Raw genomic sequence first — 16,848 nt, forward strand, 5'->3', positions numbered from 1 at the left:
GCCCCTATTCTTCAACAAGACGTACGTACGGTTTGGAGGCCGACGATGTGGGACCCGAACACCTACCTGCGGTACGGCGACGAACGCTCCCGCCCGTTCCACGACCTGGTCGCCCGGGTGCCGGCGGACCGGCCGAGGACAGTGGTCGACCTCGGCTGCGGCCCCGGCAACCTCACCGTGACCCTGCGGGAGCGCTGGCCACAGGCCCGGATCAGCGGGTACGACTCCTCGCCCGAAATGATCGACAAGGCGCTCGGGCTGGGCTCCGGCGCCGACTTCGCGGTCGCCGACGTACGCGACTGGGTCCCGGCCCCGACGGTCGACGTGGTGGTCTCCAACGCCGTACTGCAGTGGGTGCCGGGGCACGAGGCACTGCTGCGCCGCTGGGCCGGGGAGTTGCCGGCCGGATCGTGGCTCGCCGTCCAGGTGCCGGGCAACTTCGACGCCGCCTCGCACCGCGCCCTGCGGGCCGTCGCCGCCGACCCGCGCTGGAGCGAGCGGCTACACGACCTGCTCCGGTCGGCACCGGTGCTCGACGTGGTCGGGTACGCCACCCTGCTGACCGGCGCCGGGTGCGCGGTGGACGCCTGGGAAACTACCTACGTGCACCTCCTGCCCGCCCGTGACGTGGTCGACCATCCGGTGTTGAGCTGGATGGAGGGGACCGCGCTGCGACCGGTCCGGGCCAGCCTCGGCGGCGACACCACCGCGTGGGCCGACTTCCGAGCCGCGCTCAACCGGCGACTCGCCGAGGCGTACCCGGTCCGGGACGGTCTGGTGTACTTCCCGTTCCATCGCCACTTCTTCGTCGCCCGGACCGGCGCCCACGCCGTGACCGGCGCACCACCCGCAGTTAGGAAGAACCCGTGACCGACCTGTCGGCCTTCATCGCCGGACTACCCAAGGTGGAACTGCACGTACACCACGTCGGTTCCGCATCACCGCGGATCGTGGCCGAACTGGCGGCGCGGCACGAGGGGCGTACCCCGGTGCCCGCCGACCCGGCCGCGCTCGCCGACTACTTCGCCTTCCGCGACTTCGGCCACTTCATCGAGGTCTACCTGAGCGTGGTCGACCTGATCCGGGACCCCGACGACGTACGGATCCTGACCTTCGAGGTGGCCCGTGAGCTGGCCCGCCAGGAGGTCCGGTACGCCGAGCTGACCATCACCCCGTACTCGCACGTGAAGCGGGGGATCCCGGCACCGGCGTTCTGCGAGGCGATCGAGGACGCCCGCAAGGCCGCCGCCGCCGAACTCGGGATCGAGCTGCGCTGGTGCTTCGACATCCCCGGCGAGGCCGGACTGCCGGCCGCCGAGGAGACCCTCCGGATCGCCCTGGACGAGCGCCCGGACGGGCTGGTCAGCTTCGGGCTCGGCGGGCCGGAGGTCGGGGTGCCCCGGCCGCAGTTCAAGCCGTACTTCGACCAGGCGCGGGCGGCCGGACTCCGCTCGGTCCCGCACGCGGGCGAGACCACCGGCCCGGAGACGATCTGGGACGCCCTGCGGGAGCTGGGCGCCGAGCGGATCGGGCACGGCATCTCCGCCGCCCAGGACCCGCAACTGCTGGAGTACCTGGCGCAGCGGCAGATCGCGCTGGAGGTCTGCCCGACGTCGAACGTACGTACCCGCGCTGTCCGGGTCATCGAGGAGCACCCGCTGCCCGCGCTGGTCGCGGCCGGGGTGCTGGTCACCGTCAACTCCGACGACCCGCCGATGTTCGGCACCACCCTGGAGCAGGAGTACGCCGTCGCGGCCAACCTGCTCGACCTCGGCCCGGACGGGGTGGCCGCGCTGGCCCGCAACGCGGTCACCGCGTCCTTCCTGCCGGCGGCGGAGCAGCAGCGCATCATCACCGAGATCGACGGTTACCTCGCCACCACCGTCGCCTGACCCGCCACCGGCGGCCCCGCTCCGGGAACAATGTCGGACGAGGAAAAGGGGCTGGCCCGGCGCGGGGTGCTGCGGGCGGCCGCACCGGGCCAGCGTTCGTGGGCGGAGGCCACGGCGCCGGGCCCGACCGAGGGGTGGTCGGGCGGCGCCGTGGCGTCGCCGAGCTGGCGCGCGCGACGGGACGGGTGTGGGGGACCGAGTCCCGCCGCGCGCACGATTTCCCGCCGGACCGCGTGGGGAAAGTGATGGTCCGGCGGAACTGGATGGGATCGGTGCCAATCCTGCCAGCGCTCGCCACCGTGTACTGCGCGGTTAATCCAGACCTAAGCTGAACTTGAAGATTTCTTACTGATTTCCGGTAAGGAGCCGGACACCAGTCCTCCACAGTGGAGGGTCGGCATCCGGAAACCGGTGGACAGTGGACGGCGGGGTGAAGGTGACTCGGCGGCGCCCGGTACGGGCAACCGGCGGCCTCAGTTCTCCGTACCGCCGGATTTTGCCTGGCGACGGCCCTTGCCGTCGCGTTCCCGAGCCAACCGGCCGACCAGCCCGAACCGGCTGACCTGACGTGGCGTCGCCTCGGGATCGGCGAGCAGCATCACGACGCTGGCCCCACCGAGCCGGGCCCGGTCGATGCTGACCGAGCCGTTCGCCTGCAACGCCACCCGCCGGGCGATGTCCAGCCCCAGGCCGGTGGAACCCCGGTCGCTGGCGCCGCGGCGCAGGGCCCGGTCGGGGTTGGCGATGCCCGGCCCGGCGTCGTCGACCCGGACCGCTATGTAACCGTCCCGCCGGGACACCGCGACCTCGAACGCCGTGCCCTGCGGGGTGTAACGGAACACGTTGCCGAGCACCGCGTCCAACGCCGCGGCCAGCTCGGCCCGCGGCACCGGTACGGGAATGCGCAGCTGGGCGCCGCTGATCCGGTGCGGCCGGTTCTGGTCACCGGCGAGCGCGGCCCAGAACACCATCCGGTCCCGGACCACCTCGCTGACGTCGCACATGCCCGGTTCGGTCTCCTGCACGACCGTCTTGCGGGTCGTGTTGATCAGCACGTCGATCTCACCCTCCAGGGTGACGATCGCCTGCCGGATCCGCCGGATCGTCCGGCGCCGGTCGAGTTCCGCCTCGCTGAACGACCCCACGCTCGTGTCGTCGGAGTCGAGCGCGTCGGCGTCGAGCCGCAGCACGGTCAGCGGCGTACGCAACCGGTGCGACAGGTCGGCGACCAACTCGCGTTCGTCGGTACGGGAGGTGACCAGACGGTCCGCCATCCGGTTGAAGGCGTACCCGGCCTCGGCCAGCTCGCGCGGGCCGCTCGGTTCGATCCGCAGGTCGAGGTCGCCGTCGCCGACCGCGAGCGCGGCCTGCACCAGTCCCCGGGCGGACGCGACCGCCCGGCCGGCGAGCCGGTCCACCACGATCACCGAGACCACCACCAGCCCGATCGCGATCGCGATCAGCGTGAGCCACCGACCACCGGCCCCCGGCTCCAGGGCGGAGGAGGGGATGAAGACCTCGACCACCGCGACCCGGTCGCCGAGCGACACCGGTTCCAGCCGGACCACCCCGCCGTCCACGTCGGCGATGACCAGCTCGCCGCTGGCGCGGGCCCGGTCGACGTCGTCCTCACTGGCCCGTGGGGTGCCACCGGTCTCCAGACCGTGCACCACCGGTCGGTCGGCCGGGCCGTCGGCGAACTGTCCGATCACCTGGGTGAGCAGCGTCGGATCGGCCCCTGCGGCCAGCGCCCCGACGACCACCGCGGCGTGCCGCCCGGCGTCGGCGAGCGCGTGCTCCCGCGCCTCCTGCTGCAACGACAGGCCGAGCGGGATGAGGAAGGCGAGAGCGACGATCGAGGTCATGCCGGCCCCGAGGTAGGCCAGCGCCAACCTCAGTCCGGTGCCACCAACCGGAACCCGACCCCCCGCACGGTGCGCAGGTAGCGGGGTTTCGCTGCGGACTCGCCCAGTTTGCGACGAAGCCAGTACAGATGTACGTCGATTGTCTGATCCTCGCCGACCGATGGCTGCCGCCATACCTCCTCCAACAGTTCCCGGCGGGACACTACCCGGCCCGGTCGTGCGGCGAGATAGGCCAGCACGTCAAATTCCTTCCGGGTCAGCGCGAGTGGCACGCCGTCCAGCAGTGCACTGCGTTCACCCACGTCGACCCGCAGGCCACCGACCTCGTGGACCGCGGGCGCCACCGTACGGCTCGCCCGGCCGGCCCGGCGCAGCACGGTGGTGATCCGGGCGTCCAGGTGCGCGCCGGTGAACGGCTTGACCATGTAGTCGTCCGCCCCGGCCCGGAGCAGCCGGACGACCGACTGCTCGTCGTCGCGGGCGGTCGCGATGATGATCGGCACGTCGGTGATGCCGCGCAGCATCCGTAACGCGTCCGCCCCGTCCAGGTCGGGTAGTCCGAGATCCAGCACCACCAGGTCGGGCGTTTCGGCGGCCACCCGACGCAGGGCGTCGAGAGCCGTACCGACCGCGTGCACCGCGTGCCCACGATCGGCCAGGGAGCGCAGCATCGCGCCGCGCACGACGTGGTCATCCTCGACCAGGAGCACCGTGGCCACGTGAGCACCGTACTGCCCCTGGCAAGTGCGGCGGATTGCGCCCACGTGCCTTTTGCCGGCATGCTCCCCGTACCATGTCCTTCGTACTTGTCGATGACGCGCGACTTGCCCTGGCTAGGGACAGTCTGGCCGGTCTGTCGGTGGGCGACGCCCTCGGCGCGCAGTTCTTCGTTCCCGGCTCCGGCGTGTCGCCCTGGCGCGACACCCCGCCGGCGAGTCCGTGGGTGTGGAGCGACGACACGGAGATGGCCTGCTCGGTTCTTGCCGTCCTGGCCCGGCGCGGAACGATCGACCGGGACGAACTCGCCGGGTCCTTCGCGGCCCGGTACGACCCCGCCCGGCGCTACGGTGCCGGCGCGGTCGAACTGCTCGAACTCATCCGTGCCGGTACGCCGTGGCCGGTCGCCGCCGTGTCCGCCTTCGACGGCCAGGGCTCGTACGGCAACGGGGCGGCGATGCGGGTCGCCCCGTGCGGCGCGTACTTCGGTGACTCGACCGGTCGGGCGGCGGCGCAGGCGACGGCCTCGGCCGAGGTGACCCACGCACACCCGGAGGGGATCGCCGGTGCGGTGGCGGTCGCGGTGGCCGCCGCGCAGGCCGCCCGTGCCCGGCTCACCGGGTACCGGCCGGAGCCGGACCGGTTCCTCGCCGCGGTGGCTGGTCCGCTCGACCCCGCCGGCCGGGTGTGGCGCGGCATCCAGCGGGCGATCACGATCGGTGACCGTCCGGTGGTGGAGGTCGCCGACGAACTGGGCAACGGGAGCCGGATCAGCGCCGCGGACACCGTCCCGTTCTCCGTCTGGGTGGCGGCCAGGTATCTCGACGACTACCCGACGGCGATCCGTGCCTGCGTGGACGCCGGTGGCGACGTGGACACCACGGCGGCGATCGTCGGCGGCATCGTCGCCACGTACACCGGGGTGGGCGGGCCGGGCGGCGTGCCGGCCGACTGGCTCGCCGCCCGCGAACCGCTGCCCGCCTGGCTGCCCTGACCGCCGCCGTCCGGTGGCGTACCACTCGGGAAGGCGGCGAAAGAGCGGTCAGGGCAGGCGGAGGACCCAGCGGTACGCCTGGACCAGGCCGGTGTCGAAGCCGGCGGCCGATCCCCACAGGAAGAGCCGGAACCGGCGGTAGAGCGGCTCACCCCAGTTGTTCACGATCTCGTCCCGGGCGTCGTCCAGCCGGCTGGCCCACTCTCGGCAGGTCAGGTAGTAGTTGTGCCGGTCGTCGGTCACGCTCAGTAGCTCGAACGGCGACCGGGCGACGTGCCGCAGGTACTGGTGCAGCAGCAGCGGGGCCGACGCGCCGGGGTAGATGTAGCGCTTGAGGAAGGTCGACGCGGCGTGCTTGCGCCGCATCGCCAGCGCGTCCAGGTAGACCCGTCCGCCCGGCTTGAGCAGCTCGGCGTACTTGCGCAGGGTGGTGCGGTAGTCGGGCAGGTGCTCGGTGACGCCCATGTTGACGATCGCGTCGAAGCGCTGGTGGGGGGAGTAGTTGAAGATGTGCTCGCGGACGACCCGTACCGGCAGTTGCTCGCGGTTGAACAGGTCGACCAGGTACCGCTCCGACTCCTTGGCCAGCGTGGTGGTGGTGACGTTGATCCCGCGCCGGGCGGCGTGTTCGGAGAACGCGCCCCAGCCGCCGCCGACCTCGAGGACGTGGTCGCCGGGGCCGACCCCGATCGCCTCGATCGCGAGGTCCATCTTCCGGGTCATCGCGTCCTCGAGCGGCTCGTCGTCCGAGGCGAAGACACCCTCGGTGTAGCACCGGTGCCGGGTGTCGAGGAAGGTGAGGAAAAACGCGGAATCCTCGTCGTAGTGGTGGGAGATCGAGCGCCGGTCGTCCTCGCGTCGGCCCCGGACGAGCGCCGGCAGGAACCGGCCCATCCAGGCGATCGGGTGGAAGTCGGTGAAGAATCCGCGCATCCGCAGCGCCGCGGCGAGGTCACCCTCGACGTCGAGCCAGCCCTGGAGGTACGCGACCGCGACGCCGAACTGGTCGAGCCCGGCCAGTGCCTTCGCGCCACGGGGGTCGCTGATGGTGATGGTGAACTTCGGGTCACCGGTGCCGAATAGGTGTGCCGGCGCGCCGGCGTCCGCCACCGCAAACGGCATTGCCGGTTGGGCGGCGAAAAAGGTCTCGTACCTGCGCTGGAGCGCGCTGACTAAGTCCGCGGGTGCCACCGCGCCAATCTAACGCCGCAGTCGCGTCGCTGGGAGGCGTAAAAGCAGGACCGATAGCATCGGATAGCCGATCCACGGGCGATGCCCGTTATGTCTTAATTGAAGGAGCACACCGTGTCCGCATCCCGTACCCCTGTCGTGGCTGACCCGGTCGTCGTCGCGGCCGGGACCACGGCGGCCGACGCGGTGGCCGCGGCAGGTCTGCCGGCGGCCGGCCCGAAGGCGATCGTGGTCGTCCGGGAGGTGACCGACGACGGCACCGGCCAACTACGTGACCTCGACTGGGCACCCGAGGTCGACACCGCCGTCGAGCCGGTCAGCCTGGACTCCCCGGACGGGCTGAAGGTGCTGCGCCACTCCACCGCGCACGTCCTGGCCCAGGCCGTACAGGACATCTTCCCGGAGGCGAAGCTCGGCATCGGCCCGCCGATCGAGAACGGGTTCTACTACGACTTCGACGTGGCGAAGCCGTTCCAGCCCGAGGACCTCGAGAAGCTCGAGAAGCGGATGCAGGAGATCGTCAAGTCCGGGCAGCGGTTCCGCCGCCGTCGCTTCGACACCCTGGACGCCGCCCGTACGGAGCTGGCCGACGAGCCGTACAAGCTGGAGTTGATCGAGGTCAAGGGTGCCGGCGACTCGGCCGGTGGGGCCGGACTGGACGCGGGCGAGGTGATGGAGGTCGGTGCCGGTGACCTCACCATCTACGACAACGTCGACGCCAGCACCGACAAGGTCTGCTGGTCCGACCTGTGCCGGGGACCGCACCTGCCCACCACCCGGCTGATCGGCGCGTTCAAGCTGATGCGCTCCGCCGCCGCGTACTGGCGCGGGTCGGAGAAGAACCCGCAGCTCCAGCGGGTGTACGGGACCGCCTGGCCGACCCGGGACGCGCTCAAGGCGTACCTGAAGCTGTTGGAGGAGGCCGCCCGGCGCGACCACCGCAAGCTCGGCTCGGACCTCGACCTGTTCAGCTTCCCCGACGAGATCGGCTCGGGCCTGGCGGTCTTCCACCCCAAGGGCGGGATCATCCGGCGGGAGATGGAGAACTACTCCCGGCAGCGGCACGAGCGGGCCGGGTACGAGTTCGTCAACACCCCGCACATCACCAAGGGCCACCTGTTCGAGACCTCCGGCCACCTCCAGTGGTACGCCGACGGCATGTACCCGCCCATGTCGGTCGAGGGCGCGGACTACTACCTCAAGCCGATGAACTGCCCGTTCCACAACCTGATCTACCGGGCCCGGGGTCGCTCCTACCGCGAACTGCCGCTGCGGCTGTTCGAGTTCGGCTCGGTCTACCGGTTCGAGAAGTCCGGCGTGGTGCACGGCCTCACCCGGGTACGCGGTATGACCCAGGACGACGCGCACATCTACTGCACGAGCGAGCAGATGGCCGGCGAGCTGAAGTCGCTGCTGAGCTTCGTGCTCGACCTGCTGCGCGACTACGGCCTGGACGACTTCTACCTGGAGCTGTCCACCCGCAACCCGGAGAAGTCGGTCGGCACCGACGAGAACTGGGAGAGGGCCACCGAGGCGCTGCGGTCGGCGGCCGAGGAGTCCGGGCTGGACCTGGTGCCCGACCCGGGCGGCGCGGCGTTCTACGGCCCGAAGATCTCGGTGCAGGTGAAGGACGCGATCGGCCGTACCTGGCAGATGTCCACCATCCAGGTCGACTTCAACCTGCCGGAGCGCTTCGGTCTGGAGTTCCAGGCCTCCGACGGCAGCCGGCAGCGCCCGGTCATGATCCACCGTGCCCTCTTCGGCTCGATCGAGCGGTTCTTCGGGGTGCTGACCGAGCACTACGCCGGAGCGTTCCCGGCCTGGCTGGCGCCGGTGCAGGTGGTCGGCATCCCGATCCGGGAGGAGCACTCCGGCTACCTGGCCGACTTTGTCGAGGCACTGCGTGACCAGGGGATCCGGGCCGAGGTGGACAGCTCCGACGACCGGATGCAGAAGAAGATCCGTACCGCCCAGCAGCAGAAGATCCCGTTCATGGCGATCGCCGGCGACTCCGACGTCGAGGCGGGTTCAATCTCCTTCCGCTACCGCGACGGCTCCCAGCGCAACGGCATCCCCCTGGCCGAAGCCGTCGCCCACGTGGTCGACGTAGTCCGCTCCCGCACCAACACCGGCCCCACTGCCTAACCTCCCACCCCCACCCCACCCCCACCCCGTCGCGTTGATCATAAAGTTAGCGACACTGGAGAAGATCGAAAACGCGCTAACTTCATGATCAACGCCCTGGGTGAGCGGGGGTGGGGCATTGACGGGGGTTGTTGGGGTTCGTAGTCTGCCCTGGTGAGGAAAGCCCTTTCCTGGACCGGGGTGGTGTGCGCGTATGCGACGTAGGACTCTGCTTGCGGCTGGGCTCGCCACCGGGGTGGGCGTTGCCGGGCCGCTCACGCTCGGGCGGCGGGAGGCGTGGGGGTGGCCGGGGCCGTACCTGACGGTTGCCGCCGACGGGAGTGGTGACGTGACGAGCATCCAGGCCGCCGTCGACCTGGTGCCGGCCGGGAACCCGTCGACCTTCACCATCAAGATCAAACCCGGCCGGTACGTCGGCCAGGTGATCATCCCCGCCGACAAGCCGTACCTGGTCTTCCGTGGTCAGGGCGCCGACCCCGGCCAGGTGGTGATCGTCGACAACCGGGCCAACGGCACGCCCCGCCCCGACGGCGGCACCTGGGGCACCTCGGGCAGCGCCTCGGTCACCATCTCCGGCGCCGACTTCAGTGCCCGCAACCTCACCTTCGCCAACGACTTCGACGAGGCGGCGAACCCCGGCACCAGCGGCGAGCAGGCGGTGGCCGTACTGACCCGGGCGGACCGGTTGGTCTTCGACAACTGCCGGTTCCTCGGCAACCAGGACACCCTCTACGTGAACAGTCCCGACGTGGCCACCTTCAGCCGCGCCTACTTCCGCAAGTGCTATGTCGAGGGAGACGTCGACTTCATCTTCGGCCGGGGGACCGCCGTCTTCGACCGGTGCGAGATCCGCTCACTCGACCGCGCATCGACCACCAACAACGGGTACGTCACCGCGGCCAGCACCGACACCGCCAACCCGTACGGCTTCCTCTTCGTCGACAGCAGGTTCACCGGCACCGTGGCGCCCGGCACCGTCTACCTCGGCCGCCCCTGGCACCCGAGCAACGACCCGCTCGCCATCGCCCAGACGGTGATCCGGGACAGCACCCTCGGCGCCCACGTCAACCCGGCCCCGTGGACCGACTTCGGCACCTGGTCCTGGCGCGACGCCCGCTACGCCGAGTACCGCAACCGTGGCCCCGGTGCGGCCTCCGGAACCGACCGGCCGCAGCTCACCGCCGCCCAGGCCGCCGCGCTGACCCCGAGCGCCTACCTGGCAGGTACGGACGGGTGGGATCCGCGACGCTGAACGTAGGATCACCGGTGTGACAGGGGCGGCGCGGCACACGGACACCGGATTGTCGGACGGATTGGATCGGCTCTGGACCCCGCACCGGATGACGTACATCTCCGGGCAGGACCAGCCGGCCGAGGGATACGAGAAACCGTCCGGGTGCCCGTTCTGCCTGGCACCGGGCAGGGAGGGCGACGACAGCCTGGTGGTCGCCCGGGGCGAGCGGGTCTTCGTGGTGCTGAACCTGTACCCGTACAACCCGGGGCACCTGCTGGTCTGCCCGTACCGGCACGTGGCCGACTACACCGAGCTGGACACCGAGGAGACCGCCGAACTCGCCGACCACACGCAGACCGCGATGCGGGTGATCCGCAAGGTCAGCAGCGCGCACGGTTTCAACATCGGGATGAACCAGGGCGGGGTGGCCGGTGCCGGCATCGCCGCCCACCTGCACCAGCACGTGGTGCCCCGGTGGGGCGGCGACGCCAACTTCATGCCCGTGATCGGCCGGACCAAGGTCCTGCCCCAGCTGCTGACCGACACCCGCAACCTGCTCACCACCGCCTGGCCCTAACGGTGGTCAGACCATTTCCCCCCGCTCGACCCGTAGCGGGACCTCCCTGGCGGAGATGGTGTCGCCGGCCTCGATGTCGCCGGAGGTGGTGATCGCGCAGATGTCCCCGGCGACGCAGGCGCACACCTCGTGCAGCGCCGTGCCGAGCGGGGTGTGGAGGCGTTCGATCTCGATGTCGGGGTGGTCGCGTCCGGCCGTCCCGGGTGCGGACACGTGCACCGCCTGATCGGGGCGGAGCGTGCCGGAGAAGACCCGGACCAGGGACACCCGCTCGGCGTACCCGTCGGCGGTTGTGGTGACCACCTCGGCGACCAGCGGGCCGTCCGGGTCGCAGGGCAGCGGCGGCCGGGGCGAGCCGTCCACGCCGGTGACCACGGGCGGGTCGTGCTCCAGCGGCGAGGGGAGGGCGGAGGTCAGCACCTCGATCAGGGCGTCGAGCCCGACGCCGGTCTCGGCGCAGACCGGCACCACCGGGTGGAGGTGTCCGCGCGCGACGGCGGTCTCCAGGTCGTCTATGAGTACGTCGACGGCGATCTCCTCGCCATCGAGGTAGCGGTCCAGCAGGGTTTCGTTCTCGCTCTCGGCGAGGATTCCCTCGATCAGCTCGTCGCGGGACTCGCCGATGGCGGGTACGTGCTGCGGGTCGGGGTCGCGTACGTCCGCCGGAAGGCCGTCGGAGTAGTCGAAGACCCGGCGGGTGATGAGACCGAGCAGACCGGCCACCGACACGCCGTCGTCGCCGAGCATCGGCAGGTACAGCGGAGCGACGTTGTCGCCGAAGAGCCGCTGGCACAGTGCCACCGCCTCGTCGAAGTCGGCCTTGGGGTGGTCCAGCCGGGAGACGGCGACGGCGCGGGGCAGGCCGACCTCCGCGCACTCCTCCCAGAGGTCGACCGTGGTCGCGTCCATTCCGCCGGCCGCGGAGACGACAAACAGGGCCGCGTCGGCTGCGCGCAGACCGGCCCGCACCTCACCGAGGAGGTCGGCGTCACCGGGGGTGTCCAGCAGGTTGACCTTGATCCCGTCGTGCCGGAACGTTGTGCAGGCGAGAGCGGCCGAGCGCTGCTGGCGTACGGTCGCGGGGTCGTGGTCGGTGCTGCCGTCGGTGACCGTACCGGCCCGGCTGATCGTGCCGGTGGCCGCGAGCAGCGCCTCGACCAGGGTGGTCTTGCCACCGCCGGAGTGGCCGACGAGGACCACGTTGCGGATGTTGGCGGGTTCGTCCGCCATCGGCGCGAGGCCGGTGCCGCCCTTGTCCTGACTCTTCTGCGCCATCGGGCGCTCCTCCCTCTGCCGGTGGCCGGTCGCTGACGACACGTCGCCGGCCTGCGACGACGTGCCGGTGGTTGGTGGTGGGCGCCGCGCTGGCGACCGGGTGGAACCGCACCGGGGCGGATCCCGGCGGAAAGCGGCCCGGGCGCCCCGCGGCGATTTCCTGGGGTAGCCTGCCCGATGCCGGGAACATGTAGTTTTGTTGCGTGACCTAGCTCACGTTCCCCTGTCCGATCCCACACCCGCGGCGGACGGTACACAACCCCGCTGCGGCAAGTGACACCACCGGGCTTACCACGATCGGCGCGGCGACCGTTATCGTGAGACCGCCATGGCGAAGATCTTCCAAGTATCTGCCCGCGCGGGTCTGGCCCGCGTCATCGAACCGGTCGCCCGCGCGCTGCTGCGCCGCGGCGTGACCCCCAATGCGGTAACGGTGACGGGCACCGTCGGGGTGCTGATCGGAGCCCTCGGCTTCGGCGCCCGCGGCTACCTCGTCACCGGTGCCATCATCGTCACCTTCTTCGCGCTCACCGACCTGCTCGACGGGACGATGGCGCGGATGTCCGGTGGCTCCACCAAGTTCGGCGCCTTCCTCGATTCGAGCATGGACCGGGTAGCCGACGGTGCCGTCTTCGGGGCGGTGGCCTTCTGGCTCGCCAGCGAGGGTGACCAGTGGGGGGTGGCCGGCGCGCTGGTCTGCCTGGTCGCCGGTGGTGTCGTCTCCTACGTGAAGGCTCGGGCCGAGGGGCTCGGGATGACCGCGAACGTGGGCATCGCCGAACGCACCGAGCGCCTGATCATCGTCGGGATCGGCGGCATCATCCAGGGCGCCGGGGTCCCGCACGCGCTGACCGTCGCGCTCTGGCTGCTGGCCGCGGTGTCCGTCTTCACCGTCGGACAGCGGATGACCCACGTCTACCGCCAGGCGGCCCAGCAGGCTCAGCCGGCCCAGCCGACCGAGTCGAGCGTGGACCGGTGAGGCGGATGATCGGACCGAGTGCCGGGATCGTGGTCGGGTGAATCTGGTCGAGCTGGGCTATCTGGCCGGCTGGCGGATCACCCGTACGGTGCCCAGGCCGCTGGCCGCCGCCGTGTTCCGGCTCGGCGCCGACCGGGCGTACCGGCAGGGTGGCCCCGGGGTGAAGCGGCTGGCGAACAACCTGCGCCAGGTCGTCGGCCCGGACCTGCCGCAGGCCGAGTTCGACCAGCTCGTACGGCGTGGGCTGCGCTCGTACGCGCGTTACTGGCTGGAGCTGTTCCGGTTGCCGTCGCTGTCGCACGCCCAGCGGCTGGCCACGTTCGAGCTGGTCGGGACCGAGATGCTGGCCGCCGACGTGGCCGCCGGGCGGGGCGCGGTGATCGCGTTGCCGCACGGGGGCAACTGGGACGCGGCCGGTGCCTGGGTGGCGGCGATGGGTTGGCCGATCACCACGGTCGCCGAGCGGCTCAAGCCGGAGGCGATCTACACCCGGTTCCTGGAGTTCCGTCAGGGGCTCGGCATGGAGATCATCCCGCTCACCGGGGGGCAGCAGCCGCCGTTCGACATCCTCGCCGAGCGGGTGCGTCAGGGGCACGTGGTGCCGCTGCTCGCCGACCGGGACCTGACCCGCCGGGGGATCGAGGTCCGGTTCTTCGGTGCCCGTACCCGGATGCCGGCCGGTCCGGCCCTGCTCGCCCTCAGTACGGGGGCCCCGCTCTACGTCGCCTCGATGTGGTACGAACCGGACAAGGCGCTCGCCGAGCTGATCGGCCCGCTGGAGTTGCCGGACCCGGACAGCGGCACCCTCACCGAGCGGGTACGGGCGCTGACCCAGGACATTGCCGACCATCTCGCGGCCGGTATCGCCCAGCATCCGGAAGACTGGCACATGTTGCAGCGGATGTGGTTGGCCGACGGGGATCGGGCACCCTCGGACCCGGTGACACCAGCCGCCCCCGGGCCGGCCTGAGGGGGAGGGCGCAAGTGCGGATCGGCATCGTGTGCCCGTACTCCTTCGACGTGCCGGGCGGGGTGCAGAACCACATCATGGATCTGGCCGAGGCCCTGATCGGTCTCGGACACGAGGTGAGCGTGCTCGCCCCGGCGGACGAGGACTCCCCGCTGCCGGCGTACGTGGTGACGGCGGGCCGGTCGGTGCCCTTCCCGTACAACGGGTCGGTGGCCCGGATCACCTTCGGCCCGGTTTCGACCGCCCGGGTACGCAGGTGGATCGCCCGGGGCGATTTCGACGTACTGCACGTGCACGAGCCGCTGGCGCTGAGCCTGTCGCTGCTGGCCGTGATGTCGGCGCGGGGTCCGGTGGTGGCGACCTTCCACACCGCGATGACCCGGTCCAGGGCGCTCGCCGCGGCCCAGGGCATGCTCCAGATCGTGCTGGAGCGGATCACCGCCCGGATCGCGGTCAGCGCGCTGGCCCGCAAGGTGCAGGTGGAGCACCTCGACGGCGGCGCGGTGGAGATCCCCAACGGGGTGGCGGTGGCGAAGTTCGCCGACGCCGAGCCGTTGCCGGGGTGGCCGGGGGAGTGCGCGCCCGGCACCGGCGGCACGATCGGTTTCCTCGGCCGGTTCACCGAGCCGCGCAAGGGTTTCGCCCTGCTCCGGGAGGCGTTCGTGGCGCTCGCCGCCGAACGCCCCGGCCTGCGTCTGCTGGTGGCCGGGCCGGGCGAGCCGACCGAGCTGATGGAGGACGTCCCGGCGGAGCTGCGCGATCGGATCACCTTCCTCGGCCTGGTCTCCGAGGCGGACAAAGCACGCATGCTGCGCAGTGTGCACGTTTACGTCGCACCGAACACCGGTGGCGAGTCGTTCGGCATGATCCTCACCGAGGCGATGGCCGCCGGAGCCGCCATCGTCGCCAGTGACCTGGACGCGTTCCGCCGGGTGCTGGACGGGGGCCGGGCCGGGCAGCTCTTCCCCACCGGTGACGCCCAGGCGCTGCGTCGTACGCTCGTCGAACTGCTCGACGACCGGGAGCGCCGGGCGGCCCTGTCGGCCTGCGCGCGGGAGGTCGTGGCGATGTTCGACTGGCCGATGGTTGCCCGCCGGGTTCTGGAGGTATACGCAGCTGCGATCGAGGCCACCGACGGACGGGTGATCGACCAGGAGTGGGTGGGGCCACGCTGAGCCGGGACGGCGGTCGGCTCGCATGCAGGTGCCGGCGGCGTACACGCGCCTCCGGCCGGACGGGATGAGGGAGCCGCACGACGATGCCGCACATGTGGTGGTTGGTGGGTGCTGTCGCCGTGATCGGCCTGATCGCGGTGTACCTGTCCTGGACGGCCGGTCGGGTCGACCGGCTCCACATCCGGGTCGCCTCGGCCGCCCGGTCCCTCGACGCGCACCTGCTGCGCCGGGCCGCCGCCGCGGCGGTGCTGGCCGAGGAGCACCTCTCGGTGGAGCTCTACGCGGCGGCCCGGATCGCGCTCGACGCCGGACCCGAGGAGCGTGAGGCGGCCGAGAACGACCTCACCCGCCAGCTCCGCTTCACCCCGATCTCGGCGGACGACCCGGCCGCCGAGTCGGTGATCGCGGCCAGCCGCCGGCTCGGCCTGGCCCGCCAGGTCCACACCGATCTCGTACGCGACGCGCTGACCGCCCGCCGTCGCCCCGTCGTACGCCTGCTCCGGATGGCCCGCAAGCACGAGCGCCCCACCTACTTCGACGTCGACGACCCCACCCTCCACCCCCTCCCCTCCACCCCATCACCACCACCCCCACCACCCCCCCTACCCCAACCCGCCCCGACCCCCGACAACCGCCCCGCCCCCGCCTGACCCACCCCCTCGGACGATCTTGCAGTTGTGGCTCCCGGATTGTGGTGAAAGTTCGATTTTGTCCACGACCACAAGTGCAAGATCGACGGGCGGTCGGGGTGGGGCTCGGGACGGGTCCTGGGGTGGGGTGAGGTTGGGCACAGGGGAGGCCACGGGGGGGTTGATTGGCTGTGGGGCGGGGCGTTGGGCGCGCGTAACATCGGTTGCGGAATGTGAATCCCGCCCCTGAGGAGTGACTGAGCGTGTCCGATTCCGCCGTGCAGCCAGAGTCCGCCAGCCCCGTTGTCGGCAGTGCCCGAGTCAAGCGCGGGATGGCCGAGATGCTCAAGGGCGGCGTGATCATGGACGTGGTCACCGCCGAGCAGGCGAAGATCGCCGAGGACGCCGGTGCGGTCGCGGTGATGGCGCTGGAGCGGGTGCCGGCCGACATCCGGGCCCAGGGCGGTGTCTCCCGGATGAGCGACCCGGACATGATCGACAGCATCATCAACGCGGTCTCCATCCCGGTGATGGCCAAGGCCCGGATCGGCCACTTCGTCGAGGCCCAGGTGCTCCAGGCGCTCGGCGTCGACTACGTCGACGAGTCCGAGGTGCTGACCCCGGCCGACTACGCCAACCACATCGACAAGTGGGCGTTCACCGTTCCGTTCGTCTGCGGGGCGACGAACCTGGGCGAGGCACTGCGCCGGATCACCGAGGGTGCGGCGATGATCCGCTCCAAGGGCGAGGCCGGCACCGGTGACGTCTCCAACGCGACCACCCACATGCGCAAGATCCTGGGCGAGATCCGCCGCCTCGGCTCGCTCGCCCCGGACGAGCTCTACGTCGCGGCCAAGGAGCTCCAGGCGCCGTACGAGCTGGTCCGTGAGGTGGCCGAGACGGGCAAGCTGCCGGTCGTACTCTTCACCGCCGGAGGCATCGCGACCCCGGCGGACGCCGCGATGATGATGCAGCTCGGCGCCCAGGGGGTCTTCGTCGGTTCGGGGATCTTCAAGTCCGGCAACCCGGAGCAGCGGGCCGCCGCGATCGTCAAGGCGACCACCTTCCACGACGACCCGGACGTGCTGGCGAAGGTCTCCCGCGGGCTGGGCGAGGCGATGGTCGGCATCAACGTCGACGAGATCCCGCAGCCGCACCGCCTCGCCGAGCGTGGCTGGTGAACCCGGTAGCAAACGGGAGCGGCA

14 protein-coding genes and 1 pseudogene are annotated in these 16,848 nt (G+C 71.2%); 11 read left to right on the forward strand and 4 right to left on the reverse strand.

All coding sequences use genetic code 11. From position 1 onward, the window contains the following. Positions 1-45: 45 nt before the first annotated feature. The gene (locus ACWEFB_RS15170) at positions 46-870 is read left to right on the forward strand and encodes a trans-aconitate 2-methyltransferase (RefSeq protein WP_452285791.1); all 825 of its coding nucleotides are present in this window, start codon (positions 46-48) and stop codon (positions 868-870) included. Beyond that, entirely contained in the window at positions 867-1,892 is a 1,026-nt protein-coding gene (locus ACWEFB_RS15175; protein ID WP_452285792.1) for an adenosine deaminase, read from the forward strand. Before ACWEFB_RS15170 ends, ACWEFB_RS15175 begins: the two co-directional genes overlap by 4 nt. Before the next feature lie 473 nt (positions 1,893-2,365). Here ACWEFB_RS15175 and ACWEFB_RS15180 read toward each other — a convergent pair whose 3' ends face one another. Beyond that, positions 2,366-3,757 carry a HAMP domain-containing sensor histidine kinase gene (locus tag ACWEFB_RS15180; protein WP_363597950.1) on the reverse strand — a complete coding sequence of 464 codons (1,392 nt, stop codon included), beginning with the start codon at positions 3,755-3,757 and terminating at the stop codon, positions 2,366-2,368. A 29-nt stretch (positions 3,758-3,786) separates the two neighbouring features. Beyond that, positions 3,787-4,476: a response regulator transcription factor gene (locus ACWEFB_RS15185; protein WP_326559552.1), complete on the reverse strand. Its 690-nt coding sequence runs from the start codon at positions 4,474-4,476 to the stop codon at positions 3,787-3,789. A gap of 74 nt (positions 4,477-4,550) precedes the next feature. Here ACWEFB_RS15185 and ACWEFB_RS15190 point away from each other — a divergent pair, with 74 nt between their 5' ends. Continuing rightward, complete coding sequence (locus ACWEFB_RS15190) at positions 4,551-5,468, forward strand: ADP-ribosylglycohydrolase family protein (RefSeq protein WP_452285794.1); 918 nt, start codon at positions 4,551-4,553, stop codon at positions 5,466-5,468. Positions 5,469-5,516: 48 nt separating this feature from the next. On the opposite strand, the gene ACWEFB_RS15195 is transcribed toward ACWEFB_RS15190, so the two are convergent. After that, on the reverse strand, positions 5,517-6,659 hold the full coding sequence (locus tag ACWEFB_RS15195) for a class I SAM-dependent methyltransferase (protein ID WP_452285796.1): 1,143 nt from the start codon (positions 6,657-6,659) through the stop codon (positions 5,517-5,519). A gap of 114 nt (positions 6,660-6,773) precedes the next feature. On the opposite strand from ACWEFB_RS15195, the gene thrS reads away from it, so the two are divergent. The 3 genes from thrS (at position 6,774) to ACWEFB_RS15210 (ending at position 10,615) form a co-directional block, all read left to right on the forward strand. Next, a complete protein-coding gene (thrS, locus tag ACWEFB_RS15200) occupies positions 6,774-8,804 on the forward strand; it encodes a threonine--tRNA ligase (RefSeq protein ID WP_452285798.1) in 2,031 nt (676 codons plus the stop codon). 193 nt (positions 8,805-8,997) lie between these two features. Next, the gene (locus tag ACWEFB_RS15205) at positions 8,998-10,056 is read left to right on the forward strand and encodes a pectinesterase family protein (RefSeq protein ID WP_452285800.1); all 1,059 of its coding nucleotides are present in this window, start codon (positions 8,998-9,000) and stop codon (positions 10,054-10,056) included. A gap of 16 nt (positions 10,057-10,072) precedes the next feature. After that, positions 10,073-10,615, forward strand: coding sequence for an HIT family protein (locus ACWEFB_RS15210; RefSeq protein WP_452285802.1), 543 nt, complete (start codon positions 10,073-10,075; stop codon positions 10,613-10,615). Positions 10,616-10,627: 12 nt separating this feature from the next. Here the strand turns inward: ACWEFB_RS15210 and ACWEFB_RS15215 are convergent. Beyond that, a pseudogene (locus ACWEFB_RS15215) lies at positions 10,628-11,890 on the reverse strand (GTP-binding protein); the annotation flags it as partial. A 328-nt stretch (positions 11,891-12,218) separates the two neighbouring features. Between ACWEFB_RS15215 and pgsA the strand changes: the two are divergent. From pgsA to pdxS, 5 genes are all read left to right on the forward strand, one after another. Further along, positions 12,219-12,869 (forward strand): phosphatidylinositol phosphate synthase, encoded by a 651-nt coding sequence (gene pgsA / locus ACWEFB_RS15220; RefSeq protein WP_452285804.1) that lies wholly within the window; start codon positions 12,219-12,221, stop codon positions 12,867-12,869. Between the two features lie 37 nt (positions 12,870-12,906). Continuing rightward, on the forward strand, positions 12,907-13,839 hold the full coding sequence (locus ACWEFB_RS15225; RefSeq protein ID WP_452285806.1) for a phosphatidylinositol mannoside acyltransferase: 933 nt from the start codon (positions 12,907-12,909) through the stop codon (positions 13,837-13,839). Positions 13,840-13,853: 14 nt separating this feature from the next. Further along, positions 13,854-15,014 (forward strand): glycosyltransferase family 4 protein, encoded by a 1,161-nt coding sequence (locus ACWEFB_RS15230; RefSeq protein WP_326559544.1) that lies wholly within the window; start codon positions 13,854-13,856, stop codon positions 15,012-15,014. Positions 15,015-15,097: 83 nt separating this feature from the next. Then, complete coding sequence (locus ACWEFB_RS15235; RefSeq protein ID WP_452285808.1) at positions 15,098-15,664, forward strand: hypothetical protein; 567 nt, start codon at positions 15,098-15,100, stop codon at positions 15,662-15,664. A 242-nt stretch (positions 15,665-15,906) separates the two neighbouring features. Further along, positions 15,907-16,824: a pyridoxal 5'-phosphate synthase lyase subunit PdxS gene (gene pdxS, locus ACWEFB_RS15240; RefSeq protein ID WP_326559542.1), complete on the forward strand. Its 918-nt coding sequence runs from the start codon at positions 15,907-15,909 to the stop codon at positions 16,822-16,824. Positions 16,825-16,848 lie beyond the last annotated feature (24 nt).

The sequence above is a fragment of the Micromonospora sp. NPDC004704 genome, assembly GCF_053601675.1.